The following is a 16,575-nucleotide window of genomic DNA, read 5'->3' on the forward strand; positions in this document are numbered from 1 at the left end:
TTGAATTTAGCTGTATTTATAATTAATATTTTAACTTACGTGGAAAATAAATATTGTTTATTAAAATATTTTAATTTTATAGAAAATAATTTATGATTGTTTTGTTTATAAGTAAATAAAATTTTATTTTTTAAATATTATTTTTGTACAAACGAGAATATGGAAATATATCTAGTTGGTGGTGCTGTTCGAGATACTTTATTAAAAATTCCTGTTGTTGAACGGGATTGGGTGGTAGTTGGATCCACTCCCCAAGAAATGTTAAAAAATGGATTTCAGCAGGTTGGTAGAGATTTTCCAGTTTTTTTACATCCAAATAACCATGAAGAGTATGCTTTAGCTAGGGTTGATCGTAAATATGGAAAGAGGCATATTGATTTTAATTGTATATCTAAAGATATTTCTTTAGAAGAAGATTTACAACGTAGAGATTTGACTATTAATGCTATTGCTCGCGATAAGTATGGGAATTTTATTGATCCATATAATGGAATAAATGATATTCGTCTTTGTAAATTGCGTCATGTTTCTAATGCATTTTGTGAAGATCCATTGCGTGTATTGCGTGTGGCGCGATTTGCTGCGCGCTTTTTTCATCTGGGTTTTTCTGTAGATTCGAAAACTTTATTATTAATGAAATTGATGTGTTGTGAATTAAAATGGATTTCTCCAGAAAGGGTTTGGAAAGAAACAGAGCAAGCTTTAGTGACTAAAAATCCTCATGTATTTTTTCAGGTATTACGGGATTGTGGTGCATTAGAAATTTTATTTCCAGAAATACATTCTTTATTTAGCATACCTACTTTGACAAGTTTACAAAAAGAAATTAATGTTGGGGTTCATACATTAGCGGTTATGTCTATTGTTTCAAAATTATCTTGCGACGCTGTAGTTCGATTTTCTGCACTGTGTCATGATTTTGGAAAAATTTTCACTTCTAAAAAATTTTGGCCTAATCATTTCGATCATGAAGTTTTAGGACAAAGAGTAATAGAAAAGTTTTGTACAAGATTAAGAATACCAAATATTTTTAAAAATTTTGCGAAAATTACAGCAAAATATCATGATTTTTTATACACTGTTAATAGAGTGACTTCTGAGAAGTTAATTCAGTTTTTTAATGATATTGATATTTGGCATCACAAAAAGAAACTAGAAAAATTAATTGTAGTTAGCGAAGCTAATCTTTTAGGAAACATTGGATGTAATGATTTTTATAAAGAAAAAATAAAGTTTTTAAGAAAAGCTTATGAAATAGCTAATTTAATTACGGCAAAAGAGATAATTCAAGAAGGTTTTACAGGAAAAAATATTTCCAATGTTTTAAATGCTAGAAGACAAGATGTATTAGGTAAATGGATAAATATTTATAATATTAAGAATTAGTTTTAAAATTTTATAATTTATCTTTTGTGTGAGTTGAGAATATTGATTTCATATTTTATGAATTATGTGGTTCAAGGTTATTGAATCTTATTTTTTAATTTTTGATAGGTTGTAATTGTATATATTGTTAATATTAGTATACTTTCTTGTTATTAGGTAGCTGACATTTTTGGCTTGTGGTATTGCGCTTGGTTTGCTTATCTTTAATTGTAACCAAGATAATTGAAATTTTTTTATTAGCATTGTTGCTATTTTTTCCGCTACATCTTCTATTAAATAGAAGTGTTTATTTTTCATGAATAACATGATAGTGTTCACTATATTTATATAGTTTATAAATTTTTTTGTATTATTTTTATTTTTTTTGGTATTATTTATTCTTATTTTTATGTCAATTGTTATTTTTTGTAAGTGTTTTTTTTCCCATTCATAAATTCCGATATATGATAATATTGTTAGTTTTTTTATAAATAAAATATCCATATGTTTTTTATGTTTTATTGATTTTATTTTAATATTTTTAAATTTTTCGTAAAGAAATTTTATTATATATTTGTATGAAATTTTTATTAAATTGGTTTGATAATTAGTTTTTTATTTAGATATTTAGGTATATATCTTTTATATTGTATTGTTTAATAGAAAAATTTTTAATTTTATAAGTTAGCTATGTAGATTTTATATTAATGAAATTTTTATATTTTTAAAAGTAATGTTGTGCATGAGTTTAAAATTTTATATAAATTTATAAGATTTATTTTTATTAATTTAGTTTATAGGTAGGAGGTCTTCTATTGACCAATTTGGTTGTACTAATATTTCTAAATTTGTTTTTTTGTGATTGTTTAATCGTAGAATTCCAGCGTAAGCGATCATTGCTCCATTGTCTGTGCAAAATTTAGTTGGTGTAATAAATATTTTTCCTTTTCTTTTTTTTATCATATTTTTTAGTTTTGTTCTGATTTTTTGATTTGCGCTTACTCCTCCAGAAATTAATAAATTATTGCATTTAGTTAAATTTAGCGCTCGATGGCATTTTATAATTAATGTTTCTACTATTGCGTTTTCGAATGCAAGAGCAATATTTGCTTTTGTTTGTTTGTTTTTTTTAGAATTGCGAATAACATTAGCTGCGAAAGTTTTTAGTCCAGAAAAACTGAATTCTAGTCCTTTTTTTTTAGTCATAGGTAATGGGAAAATATATTGTTTAGGAATCCCCTTTTTTGCTAATAAGGATAGTGATTTTCCTCCAGGATAGGGTAAATCTAGAAGTTTAGCGGTTTTATCAAACGCTTCTCCAATTGCGTCATCAACGGTTTCTCCCAATATTTTATATTTTCCAATTTTTTTAGCAAATATTAATTGAGTATGCCCACCAGATATTAATAATGCTACTAATGGAAAAGATAATGAAGGAGTTTTCAACATAGGAGATAAAAGATGTCCTTCCATATGGTGTATTGGGATAGCTGGTACTTTGCATATATAACTTAATGTGTTTCCGATTACAGATCCTACCATTAAAGAACCTATTAATCCAGGGCCAGCGGTATAAGAAATACCGTGAATATCTTTAATTGATAATTTTGTTTCTTGCAGGCAACGCTGAATAAGTGGTATTACCATTCTGGTATGTTCTCTAGCAGCTAGTTCTGGAACTATTCCCCCATATTTAGCGTGCAATTTTTGATGATTAAGTTTATTACTTAATAAACCTTTATGTTTATCAAATATTGCAATTCCGGTATCATCACAAGATGTTTCAATTCCTAAAATTAATGTCATATTTTGCTAATTTTTCATATTTATAATTTTGCTAAATTTGTTTTAGATTCTAAATATGGTGTTTGAATATTTTAAAGTTTGATAACAGATTATTTGTGTTTTAATAGAATTTGTATTGTTTTAAATATTGATTTTGTTTATTATATAAATTTACATAAATTGATTATCTTAATATTTGAAAAAAGTTTGATAGAAACTTTGTTATTATTTTATAGATAAGTTATGTTTTTGTACATTTAAGTTTGTTTTACAAATTTAGTTAATTTATATTATTTTTGCAATTTTATATTTTTGGTACATTAAGATGTTGTGATTGAGAAATTTATAAGAGTTAAGCGAAAGTTTATTTAAAAAAGATCATATTAGCAATAAATATTATGCTATGCAATATAATTTTTTGTTTGTTAATATTTTTAAGGAGAAAATGTATATGCCAATAATAAAAATAAGAGAAAATGAACCTTTTGATATAGCATTGCGTCGTTTTAAACGTTCTTGTGAAAAAGCCGGGATTTTGTCTGAGGTTCGTCGTAGAGAATTTTACGAAAAGCCAACTACTGAAAGAAAAAGAGCAAAAGAATCAGCAATTAAACGTTATGCAAAAAAGTCGGCTCGTGAAAATTTACGTCGTTTTCGATTATTTTAGTATTTATTAAAAGGATAATTTATAGTTAACAACGATAGTTTTAGCTTTTTGGGTAATGATTTTGTTGAATAATTATCTTGTGTGCTATGTTATGGTTATTTTTTGTTTATTAAATTTATTTTTTTAAATATAATTAAAAATTTTATGATAAAATATGCTTAAACGTATTTCTCGTATTTTTATTACAGATTTGTTGATTCACGTTAATATTGTTGATTTGATTAGTTCTCGTGTTAAATTAAAAAAAAAAGGAAGTAATTTTTATGCTCTTTGTCCTTTTCATTATGAAAAAAACCCTTCATTTTCTGTAAATCATAATAAGCAGTTTTATTATTGTTTTGGTTGTGGTGCGCATGGGAATGCTATTGATTTTATAATGTGTTATGATCAACTTAATTTTGTAGAATCTGTTGAAGAATTAGCTCTATTTTGCAATTTAGATGTACTTTATGAAGTTGATAAAAAAGTAGATTTCGATGAATATTATCAGCGTAAGAGTTTGTATAAAATCATGGATGAAATTGCTCGTTTTTATCAAAATTCTTTAAGAAAAGAAAAATTTTCATCTTTTTTATCTTGTTATTTACAAAAAAGAGGATTAGATAACGATATTATTAAACAGTTTTCTATTGGTTATTCTCCAATAGATAAAAAAAATAATGTTATTAAAGTTTTTGGTTCATCAAAAACTGGATTAAATTTGCTTATTGAATCTGGTATTGCTGTGGTTGATAACGACGGAAATGTTTATGATCGATTTCAAGGTAGAGTTATTTTTCCTATACAAGATGATAAAGGAAGAGTTGTTGCTTTTGGTGGAAGACGAATATTTTGTTCCGAAAAACCAAAATATTTGAATTCTCCTGAAACTAGAATTTTTCATAAGGCCAGGCATTTGTATGGTTTGTATCATGTTCGATTGTGTAAATTTTCTAAGTTATCTCGTATAATTGTTGTAGAAGGATATATGGATGTTTTAACATTAAGAAGATTTGGTATTAATTATGTAGTGGCATTATTAGGAACATCTATTACTTGCGAACAAATTCAACTTTTATATCGTTTTTCTGATCAGGTAATTTGTTGTTTTGATGGGGACTTTTCCGGACGTAGAGTTGCCTGGAATACTTTGGAAAAATCTTTATCGTATTTAGTGGATGGAAAGCAGATGAAATTTATGTTTTTACCAAATGGGGAGGACCCTGATAGTTTAATAAAAAAAATTGGAAAATGTAAATTTGAGAAATGTATTAGTTTTGCTGATCCTTTATCAAAATTTTTGTTTGAATATTTAATGCGTAAGATTGACTTAAGTACTCCTGATGGATTAGTTAAATTAGGGGAGTTAGCTCTTCCGTTAATAAATAAAATTCCTGGAAAGACGTTTCGTTTATATTTACGGAAACAATTAGGTTATAAATTAGGTATTATTGATGAATATTCATTAGAAAAATTTTTTTCTAATAATTCATCTATCAAACATGATGTTTCTAGTAAATGTATAAAATTTAAAAATATGCGTATGTTAATTAGTTTGTTAGTACAAAATCCTCAACTTTCTATTTTTGTTGTTTCCGTTCAAGGTATGAAAAAAATACCTCTTCCAGGTTTGTCTTTGTTTATAGAATTAATTCAAATTTGTAAGATTACACCTAGTTTAACTACTGGTCAATTGCTAGAGTATTATAGAGGTCGAGAATATTATTTTGAATTAAAGCGGCTTGCTGTGTGGGATAATATGATTCATAATAATGTAATAGAGGAGATATTTATTGATTTTTTGATACATTTGTATAATTTTGTTCTTGGGCATTATAGAGATGCTTTAATTGTTCAAGATCGCATTTCAGGTTTAACTAAAAAAAATCGTGAGTTGCTTTGGATTTTAAATAAAGTTTTATCTAAAAAAATTAATGATGTTTTTTCGTTGCATTAGATTTGTATTAGAAAATATATCATAAATATGATTCATGTATTGATTGTGCAGATTATGTTTTTATTAAAATGTAAATTTAAATATAGAAATTTAATTTTAATTAAGATATTGTATAATTTTATGTCTTTAAGTTGTTTTTGAAAACAGGTATTATTAATATGGAGCAGAATCCACAATCACAATTAAAATTGCTTATTACCCGCGGGAAAGAACAGGGGTATTTAACTTTTTCTGAGATTAATGATTATCTACCAAATGATATTGTGAATTCCGATCAAATTGAGGGGATTATTCAAATGATAAATGATATGGGAATTCAAGTTACAGAAGATGCACCTAACTCTGAAGATCTTTTATTAATTTCTGATGCTTCAAATGCAGATGAAGAATCTTTAGAAGTTGTTACTGCTCAAGTCTTGTCAAGTGTTGATTCTGAAATTAATTATACAACTGATCCGGTTCGTATGTATATGCGTGAAATGGGTTCTGTGGAATTATTAACTAGAGAAGGAGAAGTAGATATTGCAAAAAGAATAGAGGATGGAATTAATCAAGTGCAGCGTTCTCTATCTGAATTTCCCTTAGTGATTTTATACTTATTAGGACAGTATAAGCATGTTGTTTCTAATAAAATTCGTATATCAGATTTAGTTTTAGGTTTTTCTGATACTAATTTTAATGAGAATGTTATGAGTAATAGTAATTCAATTTCTACGGTATCTAGCACGTCACATATTAAATCTAAGATTTCTTTAGATAATGTTTGTAAAAATGAATGTGATGAAGAAAATAGTAATAATCGTGATGTAAATGAGGAGGATAATAATATTGTTGATTTAGAATTAGCAAAAAATAAATTTATGGAATTACAAAAACAATATTATGTTACTCATAAAATTATTCAGATGTATGGTAGAAAACATATTAAATCTTCTAGAGAAATTTTGAATCTATCTGATATTTTTAAACAATTTCGTTTAGCTCCAAAACAGTTTGATTATTTGGTAAATATCGTTCGAACTATAGTATGCCGTGTTAGAACACAGGAACGCTTTATTATGAAATTATGTGTTGATGTTAGTAAAATGCCGAAGAAAAAATTTATTTTTTTATTTTCTGGAAATGAATCTAGTGAATTTTGGTTTAAAAAAGCGTTATTAGAAAAGGAACCTTGGGCTGAAAATTTGCAAAATGTGGGAGAAGATGTATATTGTAGTTTGAATATATTACATGAAATTGAAAAAGAAACAGGTTTGAGTATTGAGCAAATCAAAGATATTAATCGTCGCATGTTGATTGGTGAAGCAAAAGCAAGGCGCGCTAAGAAGGAAATGGTGGAAGCGAATTTACGTTTGGTTATTTCTATTGCTAAAAAATATACAAATCGTGGTTTACAATTTTTAGATTTGATTCAAGAAGGAAATATTGGTTTGATGAAAGCAGTAGATAAATTTGAATATCGTAGAGGGTATAAATTTTCTACTTATGCAACATGGTGGATTCGCCAAGCTATTACCCGATCTATCGCAGATCAAGCACGTACTATTCGGATCCCTGTTCATATGATTGAAACTATAAATAAATTAAATCGTATTTCAAGAAAAATGTTGCAGGAAATTGGTCGTGAACCAACCCCAGAAGAATTGTCAGAACGTATGTTGATATCAGAAGATAAAATTAGAAAAATACTAAAAATTTCTAAGGAACCTATATCTATGGAAACCCCTATTGGGGATGATGAAGATTTACATTTAGGGGATTTTATTGAAGATGTTTCTTTGGAGTTGCCTTTAGATTCTGCGACTGCAGAGAGTTTACGTTCAGCAACACATTCTATTTTGTCAGGTCTTACCGCTAGAGAAGAAAAAGTATTGCGAATGCGTTTTGGTATAGACATGAATACTGATCATACGTTGGAAGAAGTAGGAAAACAATTTGATGTAACTCGCGAAAGGATTAGGCAAATTGAAGCTAAGGCACTGCGTAAATTGCGTCACCCTAGTCGTGCTGAAATATTACGTAGTTTTTTAGATGATTAATTGAGTTCATTCGATTTTATTGGTTTTGTTTATAAGTTGATACAGAATTTTGTAATATTTTTGCAGTTATATGAATTTATGCTATTTTTAATATGTATTTTAGATTTATTTTGATTATTTTGTGGCCCTTTAGCTCAGATGGTGAGAGCAGACGACTCATAATCGTTTGGTCGTTGGTTCAAATCCAACAAGGGCCATGTGTTTTTTTGATTTGTTATTTAAAATTTACTTTTGTATTTTGTTAATTTTGGTTTAATTTGTACAATTTATGTGCTATAATTATCTGTGGTGGTGCTAGTTCAATAACATGTTTATTTTATATAATACTTGTGTCAAATTTTATTTGAGTTTGTTTATTTTGTTTTTAGTTATATAATATTTTTATTCGTGTAGTGAGTTTTATATTTAATAAAAATTTTTTAATTTTGAAGTTTTGTTTTTATTCGTATAATGAAAGAAATTTTTTGGAGTTTGTGTTGTAGTTTTTATGTTTCATATTTTAATTTTATATAAATAAATTTGATGTTGTGATTTATTTTAATATACTGTAAGTTTTTTGAGGTTGTTTTCATATGGTTTTCTTATTTTTTTGTGATAAAATTGGTTTTATTGTTTTTTTATATTAATATGTATTTTTTTGTTATTATCAATTTTTATTTGTAGAAATTTGTTGAATTTTTATAAATAATTTTTTGGAATTATGAAAGTAAAGATTTTATAAAATGTAATTAATTACGTAATTATATTTATTTGTGGAATAGTTATTATGCAAAATCAAAGAATTAGAATTCGTTTAAAAGCATTTGATCATAGATTGATTGATAAATCAACCATAGAAATTGTTGAAACTGCTAAGAGAACTGGTGCACAAGTTCGAGGACCTATTCCTTTGCCTACCCGTAAGGAACGATTTACTATTTTGGTTTCTCCTCATGTTAATAAGGATGCTCGTGATCAATATGAGTTGCGAACTCATAAACGTTTAGTGGATATTGTTGAACCTACAGAAAGGACTGTCGATGCATTAATGCGTTTGGATTTAGCTGCTGGTGTTGATGTACAAATTAGTTTAGGTTAGTTTTGATTGGATATAAATATGCAATTATTTTTTTTGTACATAAGGAATTTTTTCATATGGATATTGATGGTCTCATTGGAAAAAAAGTAGGTATGACGCGTATTTTTACTGCAAAAGGTGTTTCTATACCTGTTACCGTCATTGAAATTAAAAATAATTATGTTACGCAAATAAAAAGTGCAAATAATGGTGATTATTACTTTGTTCAAGTTACAACTGGTTTAAAAAAAGATTGTTGTGTTACTAAATCGGAATTCGGTTATTTTAAAAAAATTGGTGTAAATGTTGGGGAAGGATTATGGGAATTTAAAGCAAAAAATATTGATGGAATTTTTGTTAAACAAAGCATTTCTGTAGAATTTTTTAGAAATATTAAAAAGGTTGATGTAATTGGTTTTTCTAAGGGAAAAGGTTTTTCTGGAACTGTTAAACGTTGGAATTTTAGTATGCAAGATGCTACTCATGGAAATTCATTGTCTCATCGTGTTCCCGGTTCTATTGGTCAAAATCAATCTCCCGGTAGAGTTTTTAAAGGAAAAAAAATGCCAGGACAGTTAGGTAATAAACGAGTTACTGTACAGAATTTGGATGTCATTCGTATTGATTTGAAGAATAATTTGTTGTTAGTAAAAGGGTCAATTCCTGGAAATATAAGATCTAATGTTATTGTTAAAGTAACCTCTAAGTTTTGTTTGTAGATTTTTCATATATAATAATGAATATGAAAATGACATATAAGGAAGAAAGATTTAATGAAATTTTTATTACAAGATACACAAAATATTATAGATATTTCTGAGAATGTTTTTTGTTGCGATTTTAATAATACTTTAGTTCATCAAGTTATTACATCTTATATGTTGACTGGAAGACAAGGAAGTAGGGCACAAAAAAGTCGGTCAGATGTGCGTGGTTCAGGAAGAAAACCATGGAGACAAAAAGGAACCGGTAGGGCTCGGGCTGGGAGTTTAAAGAGCCCGATTTGGAGATCTGGGGGGGTTACATTTGCTTTAAAAACAAAAAATTTTTTTCAGAAAGTAAATAAAAAGATGTATCGAGGAGCTTTAAGAAGTATTTTTTCAGAGTTGGTGCGGAAAAATCGTTTGATTATTTTTAAGGAATTTTCGATAGATAAACCAAAAACTAAATTGTTATTGAAAAAATTGCATTATACGGGATTGAAAAGTGTATTAATTTTGCTTATAAAGTTAGATTTGAATTTGTGTTTGGCTTCTCGTAATATACCAAGAGTTGATGTGCAAGAAATTAATAGTGTTAGTCCGGTTAGTTTGATTTCTTTTGATTTAGTTTTGTCAACAACAGATGTTATTAGAAAGATAGAGGGAATTTTAAATAATGTATGAAGAATGTTTAATAAGAATATTGCGTGTCCCGTATTTTTCTGAAAAATCGTCTTTTTTGATGAAGAAATATAATACTGTTGTTTTTAAAGTAAGAAAAGATGCAACAAAGATAATGATTAAAAAATTAATTCGTAAAGTTTTTGGTATTGAAGTTATGAATGTTCACATTATTAATGTTAAGATTAAAAATAAATATTCTGGTAAAAAAAAGAAATTTTGTAGAAGATCGTGGAAAAAAGCTTATATTGTTTTGAAAAAAGGACAAGGGTTAAAATTTATAAGTAATAATATAGAATCTTTGTAAAATTATGTTATCCTAAAATAGGAGTGCGATAAGTAAAAGTGGGTATTATAAAATATAGACCAACTTCTCCTGGACGTAGACATGCGGTGAAGGTGGTTAATAATTTATATAAAGGAAAGCCTTATTTTCGTTTAGTGAAGTTCTTAAATAAATCAGGTGGTCGTAATAATTATGGACGTATTACTGTTCGTCATATTGGTGGTGGACATAAAAGACTTTATCGTTTTATTGATTTTAAAAGAAATAAAGATAATGTTATTGGAGTAATTCAGAGAATAGAATACGATCCAAATCGTTCTGCAAATATTGCGTTGGTTTTATATAAAGATGGAGAATTTCGTTATATCATTTCACCGAAAGGTTTAAATGTTGGAGCTGAAATTCAGTCTGGTATTCATATTCCAATAAAACTTGGAAATAGTTTGCCGATGTGTAATATTCCAATTGGTTCGTTTATACATAATATAGAGATGAAGCTTGGAAAAGGGGGGCAATTGGCTCGTTCTGCTGGATCGTACGCGCAAATTATTGCTAAGGATAATTTGTATGTAACATTAAGGTTACGATCTAATGAAGTTAGGAAAATATATTCTTTATGCCGAGCTACATTGGGGGAAGTTGGTAATTCTGAACATATGTTGCGTGTTTTTGGAAAAGCTGGTGTAAGTCGCCGACTTGGGATACGTCCTACAGTACGGGGAACTGCGATGAATCCAATAGATCATCCACATGGGGGCGGAGAAGGTCGTAATTTTGGAAAACATCCTGTAACCCCTTGGGGAATTTCTACCAAAGGTAAAAAAACTAGGAATAATAAAAGAACAGAAAGATTTATTATTAGACACAATTGAGTTTAAAAATATTAAGAGGAAATTATAAAATTTATGCCGCGTTCTTTAAAAAAAGGCCCTTTTATTGATGCACATTTGTTACAAAAGGTATTAAAAGCAGTTAAAAATAATGATAAAAGCCCTATTCGTACTTGGTCTCGTCGTTCTACGATTTTTCCTATTATGATTGGGCTGACTATTTCCGTGCATAATGGTAGAAAACATGTTCCAGTTTTTATTGTTGATGAGATGATTGGTCATAAGTTAGGGGAGTTTGCGCCAACTCGTACATATCGAGGACATGTTGGGGAAAAAAAAATTAAGAAAAATCAGTAGATTATATACGTGTGAATATGTGTGTTTAAATATTTTATATAAAAGAAAAAAATTATAGGTTTTATATGGAAAGTATGGCCAGACATTGTTATGCTAGGTCTTCTCCCCAAAAAGTTCGTATAGTGGCAAATTCTCTTCGAGGGAAGAGCGCGATGCAGGTATTAAAATTATTGGCTTATTCTAAAAAAAAAGCTGCATTTTTAATTAAAAAAGTTTTGAAATCTGCAGTGGCGAATGCTGAACATAATAATGGAGTAGATGTAAATTCTCTGAAAATTTCTAGAATTTATGTTGATGGAGGTCCAAGTATGAAGCGGGTTTTTCCCCGAGCTAAAGGAAAAGCAGATCGTATTCTGAAACGAACCAGTCATATTACTATTTTGGTTTCAGATGAATGAAAAAAGTTTATATTTATAATTATTAATTAATGGAGTTTTACTCAGAATGGGACAAAAAGTACATCCTGTTGGTATGCGACTTGGTATTATTAATACGTGGAGTTCTATATGGTATTCTGGTACTAAGGGTTTTGCAGATAATTTGGAAAATGATTTTAAAGTTCGTTTATTTTTAAGTAGACACTTAGTTAAAGCGTCAGTTTCTCGTATATTGATTGAGCGATTATCCAAAAGTATATGTATTGCGATTTATACCGCTAGACCAGGTATTATTATTGGGAAAAAAGGGGAGGATATTGAGAAGTTGCGTAACAGCATATTAAGAATTACGAATGTTCCTTCTAAAATCAATATAATTGAAATCCGAAAACCTGAGTTGGATGCTAAATTAGTTGCTGATAGTATTGTATCTCAGTTAGAACGTCGTGTTATGTTTCGCCGCGCGATGAAACGATCTGTTCAAAACGCTATTCGTGTTGGAGCGCAAGGAATTAAAGTTGAAATTAGTGGTAGATTAGGTGGTGTAGAGATTGCTAGAACGGAATGGTATCGAGAAGGTCGAGTTCCCTTGCATACTTTTCGCGCGGATATAGATTATAGTTTTTCAGCAGCTCATACTTCTTACGGGGTAATTGGGGTAAAAGTTTGGATTTTTAAAGGCGAGATATTTAATCGTGTTTCGTCAATTTTTACAAAAAAGGAGTTGTTTACGAAATCTAAAAAACAAAGAAAAGTAAACAAAAAAGGGAGACGTTGATGTTGCAACCAAAGCGTACGAAATTTAGAAAAATGCATAAAGGTAGGAATCGTGGTTTAACTGTGGATTCAAAAATTAATTTTGGAGCGTTTGGTTTAAGAGCTATAACTAGGGGTTTTTTGACTGCTAGACAAATTGAAGCGGCTCGTCGTGCTATGACTAGGTTTGTTAAAAGACAAGGGAAAGTTTGGGTTTGTGTTTTTCCAGATAAACCAATTACTGAAAAACCTTTAGAAGTTAGAATGGGTAAAGGGAAAGGTAATGTTGAGTATTGGGTAGCTGTGGTTCATCCTGGAAAAATTTTATATGAAATAGATGGTGTATCAAGTAAATATTCAAGAAAAGCTTTTAAATTAGCTTCTTCAAAATTGCCGATTAAAACTTCTTTTGTAGAGAGGTGAGTGTTATGAATTTGAAAATAAAAAAGTTTAATAAAAGAAGTAAACAAGAATTATATTCTAAATTGTTTGAATTATTGCGAGAAGAATTTAATTTTCGTGTAAAGCGTGTTGTGTATCCTAAAACTGTAAAAGGGACTCATTTTTTAAAGAATGTTCGTCGTGATATTGCAATCATAAAAATGTTATTAGATCAAGATGTTGGAAGCGTGTATGATGCGTAAAAAAGGTCGTGTTTTACTAGGAAAAGTGTTAATTAATAAGATGGAAAAATCTGTTGTAGTTATCATTGAGAATGTTGTTAAACATTCTTTATATGGTAAATTTGTTAAACGTACTACAAAATTTTATGTTCATGATGAAAATAATATATGTAATATTAATGATATTGTTGAGATTAGAGAATGTCGACCGATTTCTAAAATGAAATCTTGGTTATTAGTTCGGATTGTGAATAAAGCAATTTTGTGAAGTTATATTTATTAATTTAAAGATATTTTTGTAAATTTGATTTATAGTAATTATGTTATCTTGTCTTGTAATATTGTTGCTTTTATTATAGAATTGTTTTTGTACGTAATATTTTGAAAAACTTGGTTTTTTATATTTTTATTTTAGGAAAGCGAGATTATTAATAATTTAATTATTTTGTGTGTTAGAAATTTATGATTCAAGAACGGAGTGTATTGTTTGTAGCTGATAATTCTGGTGCACGTCGCGTCATGTGCATTAAAGTGTTAGGTGGTTCACGACGTCGTTATGCAAATATTAGCGATATTATTAAGGTATCTGTTAAAGACGTGGTTTCTAGAGGAAAGATAAAGAAGGGAGATGTTCTAAAAGCGGTGATAGTTCGAACTAAAAAGGGTATTAGAAGATTTGATGGTTCTCTTATTCGCTTTGATAAAAATGCTTGTGTGTTGTTAGAAAATAATGATCAACCTGTAGGTACTCGTATTTTTGGTCCAGTTACTAGAGAATTGCGTGTAGAAAAATTTATGAAAATTGTTTCATTAGCTTCTGAAGTTATTTAAATGTTGTCACAGGGAGTGTTATAAGTGAGTAATAAAATTCGAAAAAATGATATTGTTGTTGTATTATCTGGAAAAGATAAAGGAAAACGAGGAAAAGTGAAGTGTGTATTTTTATCGTTAGGAAAAGCAATTGTTAGTGATATTAATTTAGTTAAAAAACATCAAAAATCGATTCCGTCTGCAAATCAACCCGGTGGAATTGTTTGTAAAGAATCATTGATACATTTATCTAATCTGGCATTATTTAATAGCGATACTGATCAGTCTGATAGGGTAGGTTTTGTGTTTATAAAAAATAGGAAATTTCGTTTTTTTAAATCTAATGGGAAAATTATTTAAAAGTGGAATTTTTTGTGAGAGGTTATATTGTATATTTATGAATTCGCAAAGTTATTATAAAAGTATAGTAGTGAATCAATTATTAAAGGAATTTAAATATCGATCTTTTATGCAGGTTCCGAATTTTGAAAAAATTACTTTGAATATGGGATTAGGAGAAAGTGCTTCAGATAAAAAGTTATTGAATGATGCTGTATCTGATTTAAGTTTAATATCTGGGCAAAAGCCTATTTTTACTAAGGTAAGAAAGTCTGTTTCTAATTTTAAAATTAGAAAGGGATTTCCTATTGGATGCAAAGTTACTTTACGCAGTAAACGTATGTGGGAATTTTTTGATCGATTAATATTTATTGCTATACCGCGTATTCGTGATTTTAGGGGGTTTTCTTCAAAATCTTTTGATGGGTACGGAAATTATAATATAGGTGTATGTGAACAGATTATTTTTCCTGAAATTCGTTATGACAAGGTTGGTTGTATTCGAGGTATGGATATCGCAATTACAACTACTGCTAAATCTAATAGGGAAGGTTATTTTTTGTTAAAATTATTAAATTTTCCTTTTCGAAATAATTAAGAGAGATGTTATATGGCTAAAAAATCTATGAGAGAACGTGAATATAAAAGAATAAAATTAGCTAAAAGATTTTTTTTGAAGCGTATCAATTTAAAGAATGTTATTTCTAATTTAAATATTTCTGAAAAAGATCGTTGGGATGCAATGATTAAGTTGCAAAAGTTACCCCGAGATTCTAGTCCATCTAGACAAAGAAATCGATGTAGGATAACCGGTAGGCCACATGCTTTTCTTAGAAAATTTGGTTTAAGTAGAATGAAAGTTCGAGAATCTGCTATGCGGGGGGAAATTCCTGGATTAAGAAAAGCTAGTTGGTAAATATGTAGTATTTTAGATGGAATTAGAAATAGTATTTAAAATAAAAAATATGTAAGGAAGATATTAATGAGTATGCAAGATCCTATTTCAGATATGTTAACTTGTATTCGAAATGGAAATAGGAAAAATAAAAGAATGGTCTTTGTTCCTTCATCAAAATTTAAAATAAAAATTTCCGATGTATTACAATCTGAAGGATTTATAAAAAAATATCAGGTTCAACATAAAAAGAAATCTGTTTTGATTATCTTTCTTAAATATTTTAAAAATGAACCTGTGATAGAAACTATAAAACGTGTTAGTCGTCCTGGTTTGCGTGTGTATAAAAAAAATAAATTTCTTCCAACTGTTATGGGGGGTATGGGTATTGCTATTATTTCTACATCCAAGGGAATTATGACGGATCGTTTAGCAAAAAATATGGGTATAGGCGGAGAGGTTATTTGTTATGTTTCTTAATAAAAGAAATAAAAATTTTAAAAGGGGATTAGAATGTCTCATTTAACTATGTCTGATCTTTATGTACCTGAAGGAGTTACAGTGATGTTTTCTGGTAAAAATATTTTAATAAAAGGGAAATTTGGGGAATTGAAAAGTAAAGTTCATGATGATATTAATGTGGATTATCAAGATAATTATTTGATTTTTTCTTCGCGTAAGAAACGTGTTAATTCCAGATCATTAATTGGAACGACTCGTTCTTTGCTTAATAATATGTTAATTGGTGTTACAAATCGATTTAGAAAAACCCTACAATTAGTAGGGATAGGATATCGTTTTTTTATAAAAAAAGATAATGTTGTAGATTTGTTTTTAGGATTTTCACATGTAATTCATTATAAATTACCAGAGGGTATTTCGATAAAAAGTTCTGTTCAGAATGAGATTATTGTGATAGGAATTGATAAGCATTTGGTTGGTAAAACAGCTTCGGATATTCGATCTTGCCGTCCTCCAGAAAGATATAAAGGAAAGGGTATTCGTTATTTAAATGAAGTTGTATTAATAAAAGAAGCTAAGAAAAAATAATTAGGAGAATATTGTTTATCA

At 28.4% G+C, this 16,575-nt stretch carries 23 protein-coding genes and 1 tRNA gene; 22 read left to right on the forward strand and 2 right to left on the reverse strand.

Annotation, left to right across the window (positions count from 1 at the left end; genetic code table 11):
• Positions 1-159: 159 nt before the first annotated feature.
• Positions 160-1,386, forward strand: coding sequence for a multifunctional CCA addition/repair protein (locus WEOB_RS00360; RefSeq protein WP_281263937.1), 1,227 nt, complete (start codon positions 160-162; stop codon positions 1,384-1,386).
• Between the two features lie 87 nt (positions 1,387-1,473).
• Here the strand turns inward: WEOB_RS00360 and WEOB_RS00365 are convergent, their stop codons facing one another.
• Both WEOB_RS00365 and tsaD read right to left on the reverse strand, forming a co-directional pair.
• Positions 1,474-1,869 (reverse strand): dihydroneopterin aldolase, encoded by a 396-nt coding sequence (locus WEOB_RS00365; protein WP_281263938.1) that lies wholly within the window; start codon positions 1,867-1,869, stop codon positions 1,474-1,476.
• A 285-nt stretch (positions 1,870-2,154) separates the two neighbouring features.
• Positions 2,155-3,171 (reverse strand): tRNA (adenosine(37)-N6)-threonylcarbamoyltransferase complex transferase subunit TsaD, encoded by a 1,017-nt coding sequence (gene tsaD, locus WEOB_RS00370; protein ID WP_281263939.1) that lies wholly within the window; start codon positions 3,169-3,171, stop codon positions 2,155-2,157.
• Between the two features lie 430 nt (positions 3,172-3,601).
• Here tsaD and rpsU point away from each other — a divergent pair, with 430 nt between their 5' ends.
• The 21 genes from rpsU to rplF all read left to right on the forward strand — a co-directional run bounded on the left by rpsU (position 3,602) and on the right by rplF (position 16,554).
• Positions 3,602-3,817: a 30S ribosomal protein S21 gene (gene rpsU / locus WEOB_RS00375; RefSeq protein WP_281263940.1), complete on the forward strand. Its 216-nt coding sequence runs from the start codon at positions 3,602-3,604 to the stop codon at positions 3,815-3,817.
• A gap of 154 nt (positions 3,818-3,971) precedes the next feature.
• Entirely contained in the window at positions 3,972-5,753 is a 1,782-nt protein-coding gene (gene dnaG / locus WEOB_RS00380) for a DNA primase (protein WP_281263941.1), read from the forward strand.
• Between the two features lie 158 nt (positions 5,754-5,911).
• Positions 5,912-7,792 (forward strand): RNA polymerase sigma factor RpoD, encoded by a 1,881-nt coding sequence (rpoD, locus tag WEOB_RS00385; RefSeq protein WP_281263942.1) that lies wholly within the window; start codon positions 5,912-5,914, stop codon positions 7,790-7,792.
• A gap of 123 nt (positions 7,793-7,915) precedes the next feature.
• Positions 7,916-7,989: transfer RNA gene (locus WEOB_RS00390), tRNA-Ile, on the forward strand.
• A 569-nt stretch (positions 7,990-8,558) separates the two neighbouring features.
• Positions 8,559-8,870 carry a 30S ribosomal protein S10 gene (gene rpsJ / locus WEOB_RS00395; protein WP_281263943.1) on the forward strand — a complete coding sequence of 104 codons (312 nt, stop codon included), beginning with the start codon at positions 8,559-8,561 and terminating at the stop codon, positions 8,868-8,870.
• A gap of 56 nt (positions 8,871-8,926) precedes the next feature.
• Positions 8,927-9,568, forward strand: a complete 642-nt coding sequence (gene rplC, locus WEOB_RS00400) for a 50S ribosomal protein L3 (RefSeq protein ID WP_420885186.1) — start codon at positions 8,927-8,929, stop codon at positions 9,566-9,568.
• Positions 9,569-9,622: 54 nt separating this feature from the next.
• On the forward strand, positions 9,623-10,234 hold the full coding sequence (gene rplD, locus WEOB_RS00405; RefSeq protein ID WP_281263944.1) for a 50S ribosomal protein L4: 612 nt from the start codon (positions 9,623-9,625) through the stop codon (positions 10,232-10,234).
• Positions 10,227-10,538 (forward strand): 50S ribosomal protein L23, encoded by a 312-nt coding sequence (locus WEOB_RS00410; RefSeq protein ID WP_420885187.1) that lies wholly within the window; start codon positions 10,227-10,229, stop codon positions 10,536-10,538. The genes rplD and WEOB_RS00410 overlap by 8 nt, the downstream gene beginning before the upstream one ends.
• Before the next feature lie 38 nt (positions 10,539-10,576).
• On the forward strand, positions 10,577-11,389 hold the full coding sequence (gene rplB / locus WEOB_RS00415; protein ID WP_281263945.1) for a 50S ribosomal protein L2: 813 nt from the start codon (positions 10,577-10,579) through the stop codon (positions 11,387-11,389).
• Between the two features lie 33 nt (positions 11,390-11,422).
• Complete coding sequence (gene rpsS / locus WEOB_RS00420) at positions 11,423-11,704, forward strand: 30S ribosomal protein S19 (protein WP_281263946.1); 282 nt, start codon at positions 11,423-11,425, stop codon at positions 11,702-11,704.
• Between the two features lie 65 nt (positions 11,705-11,769).
• On the forward strand, positions 11,770-12,102 hold the full coding sequence (gene rplV, locus WEOB_RS00425) for a 50S ribosomal protein L22 (RefSeq protein ID WP_281263947.1): 333 nt from the start codon (positions 11,770-11,772) through the stop codon (positions 12,100-12,102).
• 46 nt (positions 12,103-12,148) lie between these two features.
• Complete coding sequence (gene rpsC / locus WEOB_RS00430) at positions 12,149-12,859, forward strand: 30S ribosomal protein S3 (RefSeq protein ID WP_281263948.1); 711 nt, start codon at positions 12,149-12,151, stop codon at positions 12,857-12,859.
• A complete protein-coding gene (gene rplP / locus WEOB_RS00435; RefSeq protein WP_281263949.1) occupies positions 12,859-13,260 on the forward strand; it encodes a 50S ribosomal protein L16 in 402 nt (133 codons plus the stop codon). The genes rpsC and rplP overlap by 1 nt, the downstream gene beginning before the upstream one ends.
• A 5-nt stretch (positions 13,261-13,265) precedes the next feature.
• Complete coding sequence (gene rpmC, locus WEOB_RS00440) at positions 13,266-13,481, forward strand: 50S ribosomal protein L29 (RefSeq protein WP_281263950.1); 216 nt, start codon at positions 13,266-13,268, stop codon at positions 13,479-13,481.
• Positions 13,474-13,728: a 30S ribosomal protein S17 gene (rpsQ, locus tag WEOB_RS00445; protein WP_281264060.1), complete on the forward strand. Its 255-nt coding sequence runs from the start codon at positions 13,474-13,476 to the stop codon at positions 13,726-13,728. Before rpmC ends, rpsQ begins: the two co-directional genes overlap by 8 nt.
• A gap of 194 nt (positions 13,729-13,922) precedes the next feature.
• Positions 13,923-14,291 carry a 50S ribosomal protein L14 gene (gene rplN, locus WEOB_RS00450; protein WP_281263951.1) on the forward strand — a complete coding sequence of 123 codons (369 nt, stop codon included), beginning with the start codon at positions 13,923-13,925 and terminating at the stop codon, positions 14,289-14,291.
• A 24-nt stretch (positions 14,292-14,315) separates the two neighbouring features.
• The gene (rplX, locus tag WEOB_RS00455) at positions 14,316-14,630 is read left to right on the forward strand and encodes a 50S ribosomal protein L24 (RefSeq protein WP_281263952.1); all 315 of its coding nucleotides are present in this window, start codon (positions 14,316-14,318) and stop codon (positions 14,628-14,630) included.
• Between the two features lie 37 nt (positions 14,631-14,667).
• Positions 14,668-15,207 (forward strand): 50S ribosomal protein L5, encoded by a 540-nt coding sequence (rplE, locus tag WEOB_RS00460; protein WP_281263953.1) that lies wholly within the window; start codon positions 14,668-14,670, stop codon positions 15,205-15,207.
• Between the two features lie 12 nt (positions 15,208-15,219).
• A complete protein-coding gene (gene rpsN, locus WEOB_RS00465) occupies positions 15,220-15,525 on the forward strand; it encodes a 30S ribosomal protein S14 (protein ID WP_281263954.1) in 306 nt (101 codons plus the stop codon).
• Positions 15,526-15,591: 66 nt separating this feature from the next.
• Positions 15,592-15,984, forward strand: a complete 393-nt coding sequence (rpsH, locus tag WEOB_RS00470) for a 30S ribosomal protein S8 (protein ID WP_281263955.1) — start codon at positions 15,592-15,594, stop codon at positions 15,982-15,984.
• A 33-nt stretch (positions 15,985-16,017) separates the two neighbouring features.
• The gene (gene rplF, locus WEOB_RS00475; RefSeq protein WP_281263956.1) at positions 16,018-16,554 is read left to right on the forward strand and encodes a 50S ribosomal protein L6; all 537 of its coding nucleotides are present in this window, start codon (positions 16,018-16,020) and stop codon (positions 16,552-16,554) included.
• The last annotated feature ends 21 nt before the right edge of the window (positions 16,555-16,575 follow it).

The sequence above is a fragment of the Candidatus Westeberhardia cardiocondylae genome (assembly GCA_001242845.1).
GTDB lineage: Bacteria > Pseudomonadota > Gammaproteobacteria > Enterobacterales > Enterobacteriaceae > Westeberhardia > Westeberhardia cardiocondylae.

Coding starts and splice junctions, on each gene's coding strand:
- rpoD (WP_281263942.1), top strand. CDS start 5,912: ATGGAGCAGAATCCACAATCACAATTAAAATTGCTTATTACCCGCGGG.
- rplV (WP_281263947.1), top strand. CDS start 11,770: ATGGAAAGTATGGCCAGACATTGTTATGCTAGGTCTTCTCCCCAAAAA.
- rpsJ (WP_281263943.1), top strand. CDS start 8,559: ATGCAAAATCAAAGAATTAGAATTCGTTTAAAAGCATTTGATCATAGA.
- dnaG (WP_281263941.1), top strand. CDS start 3,972: ATGCTTAAACGTATTTCTCGTATTTTTATTACAGATTTGTTGATTCAC.
- WEOB_RS00360 (WP_281263937.1), top strand. CDS start 160: ATGGAAATATATCTAGTTGGTGGTGCTGTTCGAGATACTTTATTAAAA.
- rpsN (WP_281263954.1), top strand. CDS start 15,220: ATGGCTAAAAAATCTATGAGAGAACGTGAATATAAAAGAATAAAATTA.
- rplN (WP_281263951.1), top strand. CDS start 13,923: ATGATTCAAGAACGGAGTGTATTGTTTGTAGCTGATAATTCTGGTGCA.
- rplC (WP_420885186.1), top strand. CDS start 8,927: ATGGATATTGATGGTCTCATTGGAAAAAAAGTAGGTATGACGCGTATT.
- tsaD (WP_281263939.1), bottom strand. CDS start 3,171: ATGACATTAATTTTAGGAATTGAAACATCTTGTGATGATACCGGAATT.
- rplE (WP_281263953.1), top strand. CDS start 14,668: ATGAATTCGCAAAGTTATTATAAAAGTATAGTAGTGAATCAATTATTA.
- rpsH (WP_281263955.1), top strand. CDS start 15,592: ATGAGTATGCAAGATCCTATTTCAGATATGTTAACTTGTATTCGAAAT.
- rpsQ (WP_281264060.1), top strand. CDS start 13,474: ATGCGTAAAAAAGGTCGTGTTTTACTAGGAAAAGTGTTAATTAATAAG.
- rplD (WP_281263944.1), top strand. CDS start 9,623: ATGAAATTTTTATTACAAGATACACAAAATATTATAGATATTTCTGAG.
- rpsU (WP_281263940.1), top strand. CDS start 3,602: ATGCCAATAATAAAAATAAGAGAAAATGAACCTTTTGATATAGCATTG.
- rpsS (WP_281263946.1), top strand. CDS start 11,423: ATGCCGCGTTCTTTAAAAAAAGGCCCTTTTATTGATGCACATTTGTTA.
- rpsC (WP_281263948.1), top strand. CDS start 12,149: ATGGGACAAAAAGTACATCCTGTTGGTATGCGACTTGGTATTATTAAT.
- WEOB_RS00365 (WP_281263938.1), bottom strand. CDS start 1,869: ATGGATATTTTATTTATAAAAAAACTAACAATATTATCATATATCGGA.
- WEOB_RS00410 (WP_420885187.1), top strand. CDS start 10,227: ATGTATGAAGAATGTTTAATAAGAATATTGCGTGTCCCGTATTTTTCT.
- rplP (WP_281263949.1), top strand. CDS start 12,859: ATGTTGCAACCAAAGCGTACGAAATTTAGAAAAATGCATAAAGGTAGG.
- rplF (WP_281263956.1), top strand. CDS start 16,018: ATGTCTCATTTAACTATGTCTGATCTTTATGTACCTGAAGGAGTTACA.
- rpmC (WP_281263950.1), top strand. CDS start 13,266: ATGAATTTGAAAATAAAAAAGTTTAATAAAAGAAGTAAACAAGAATTA.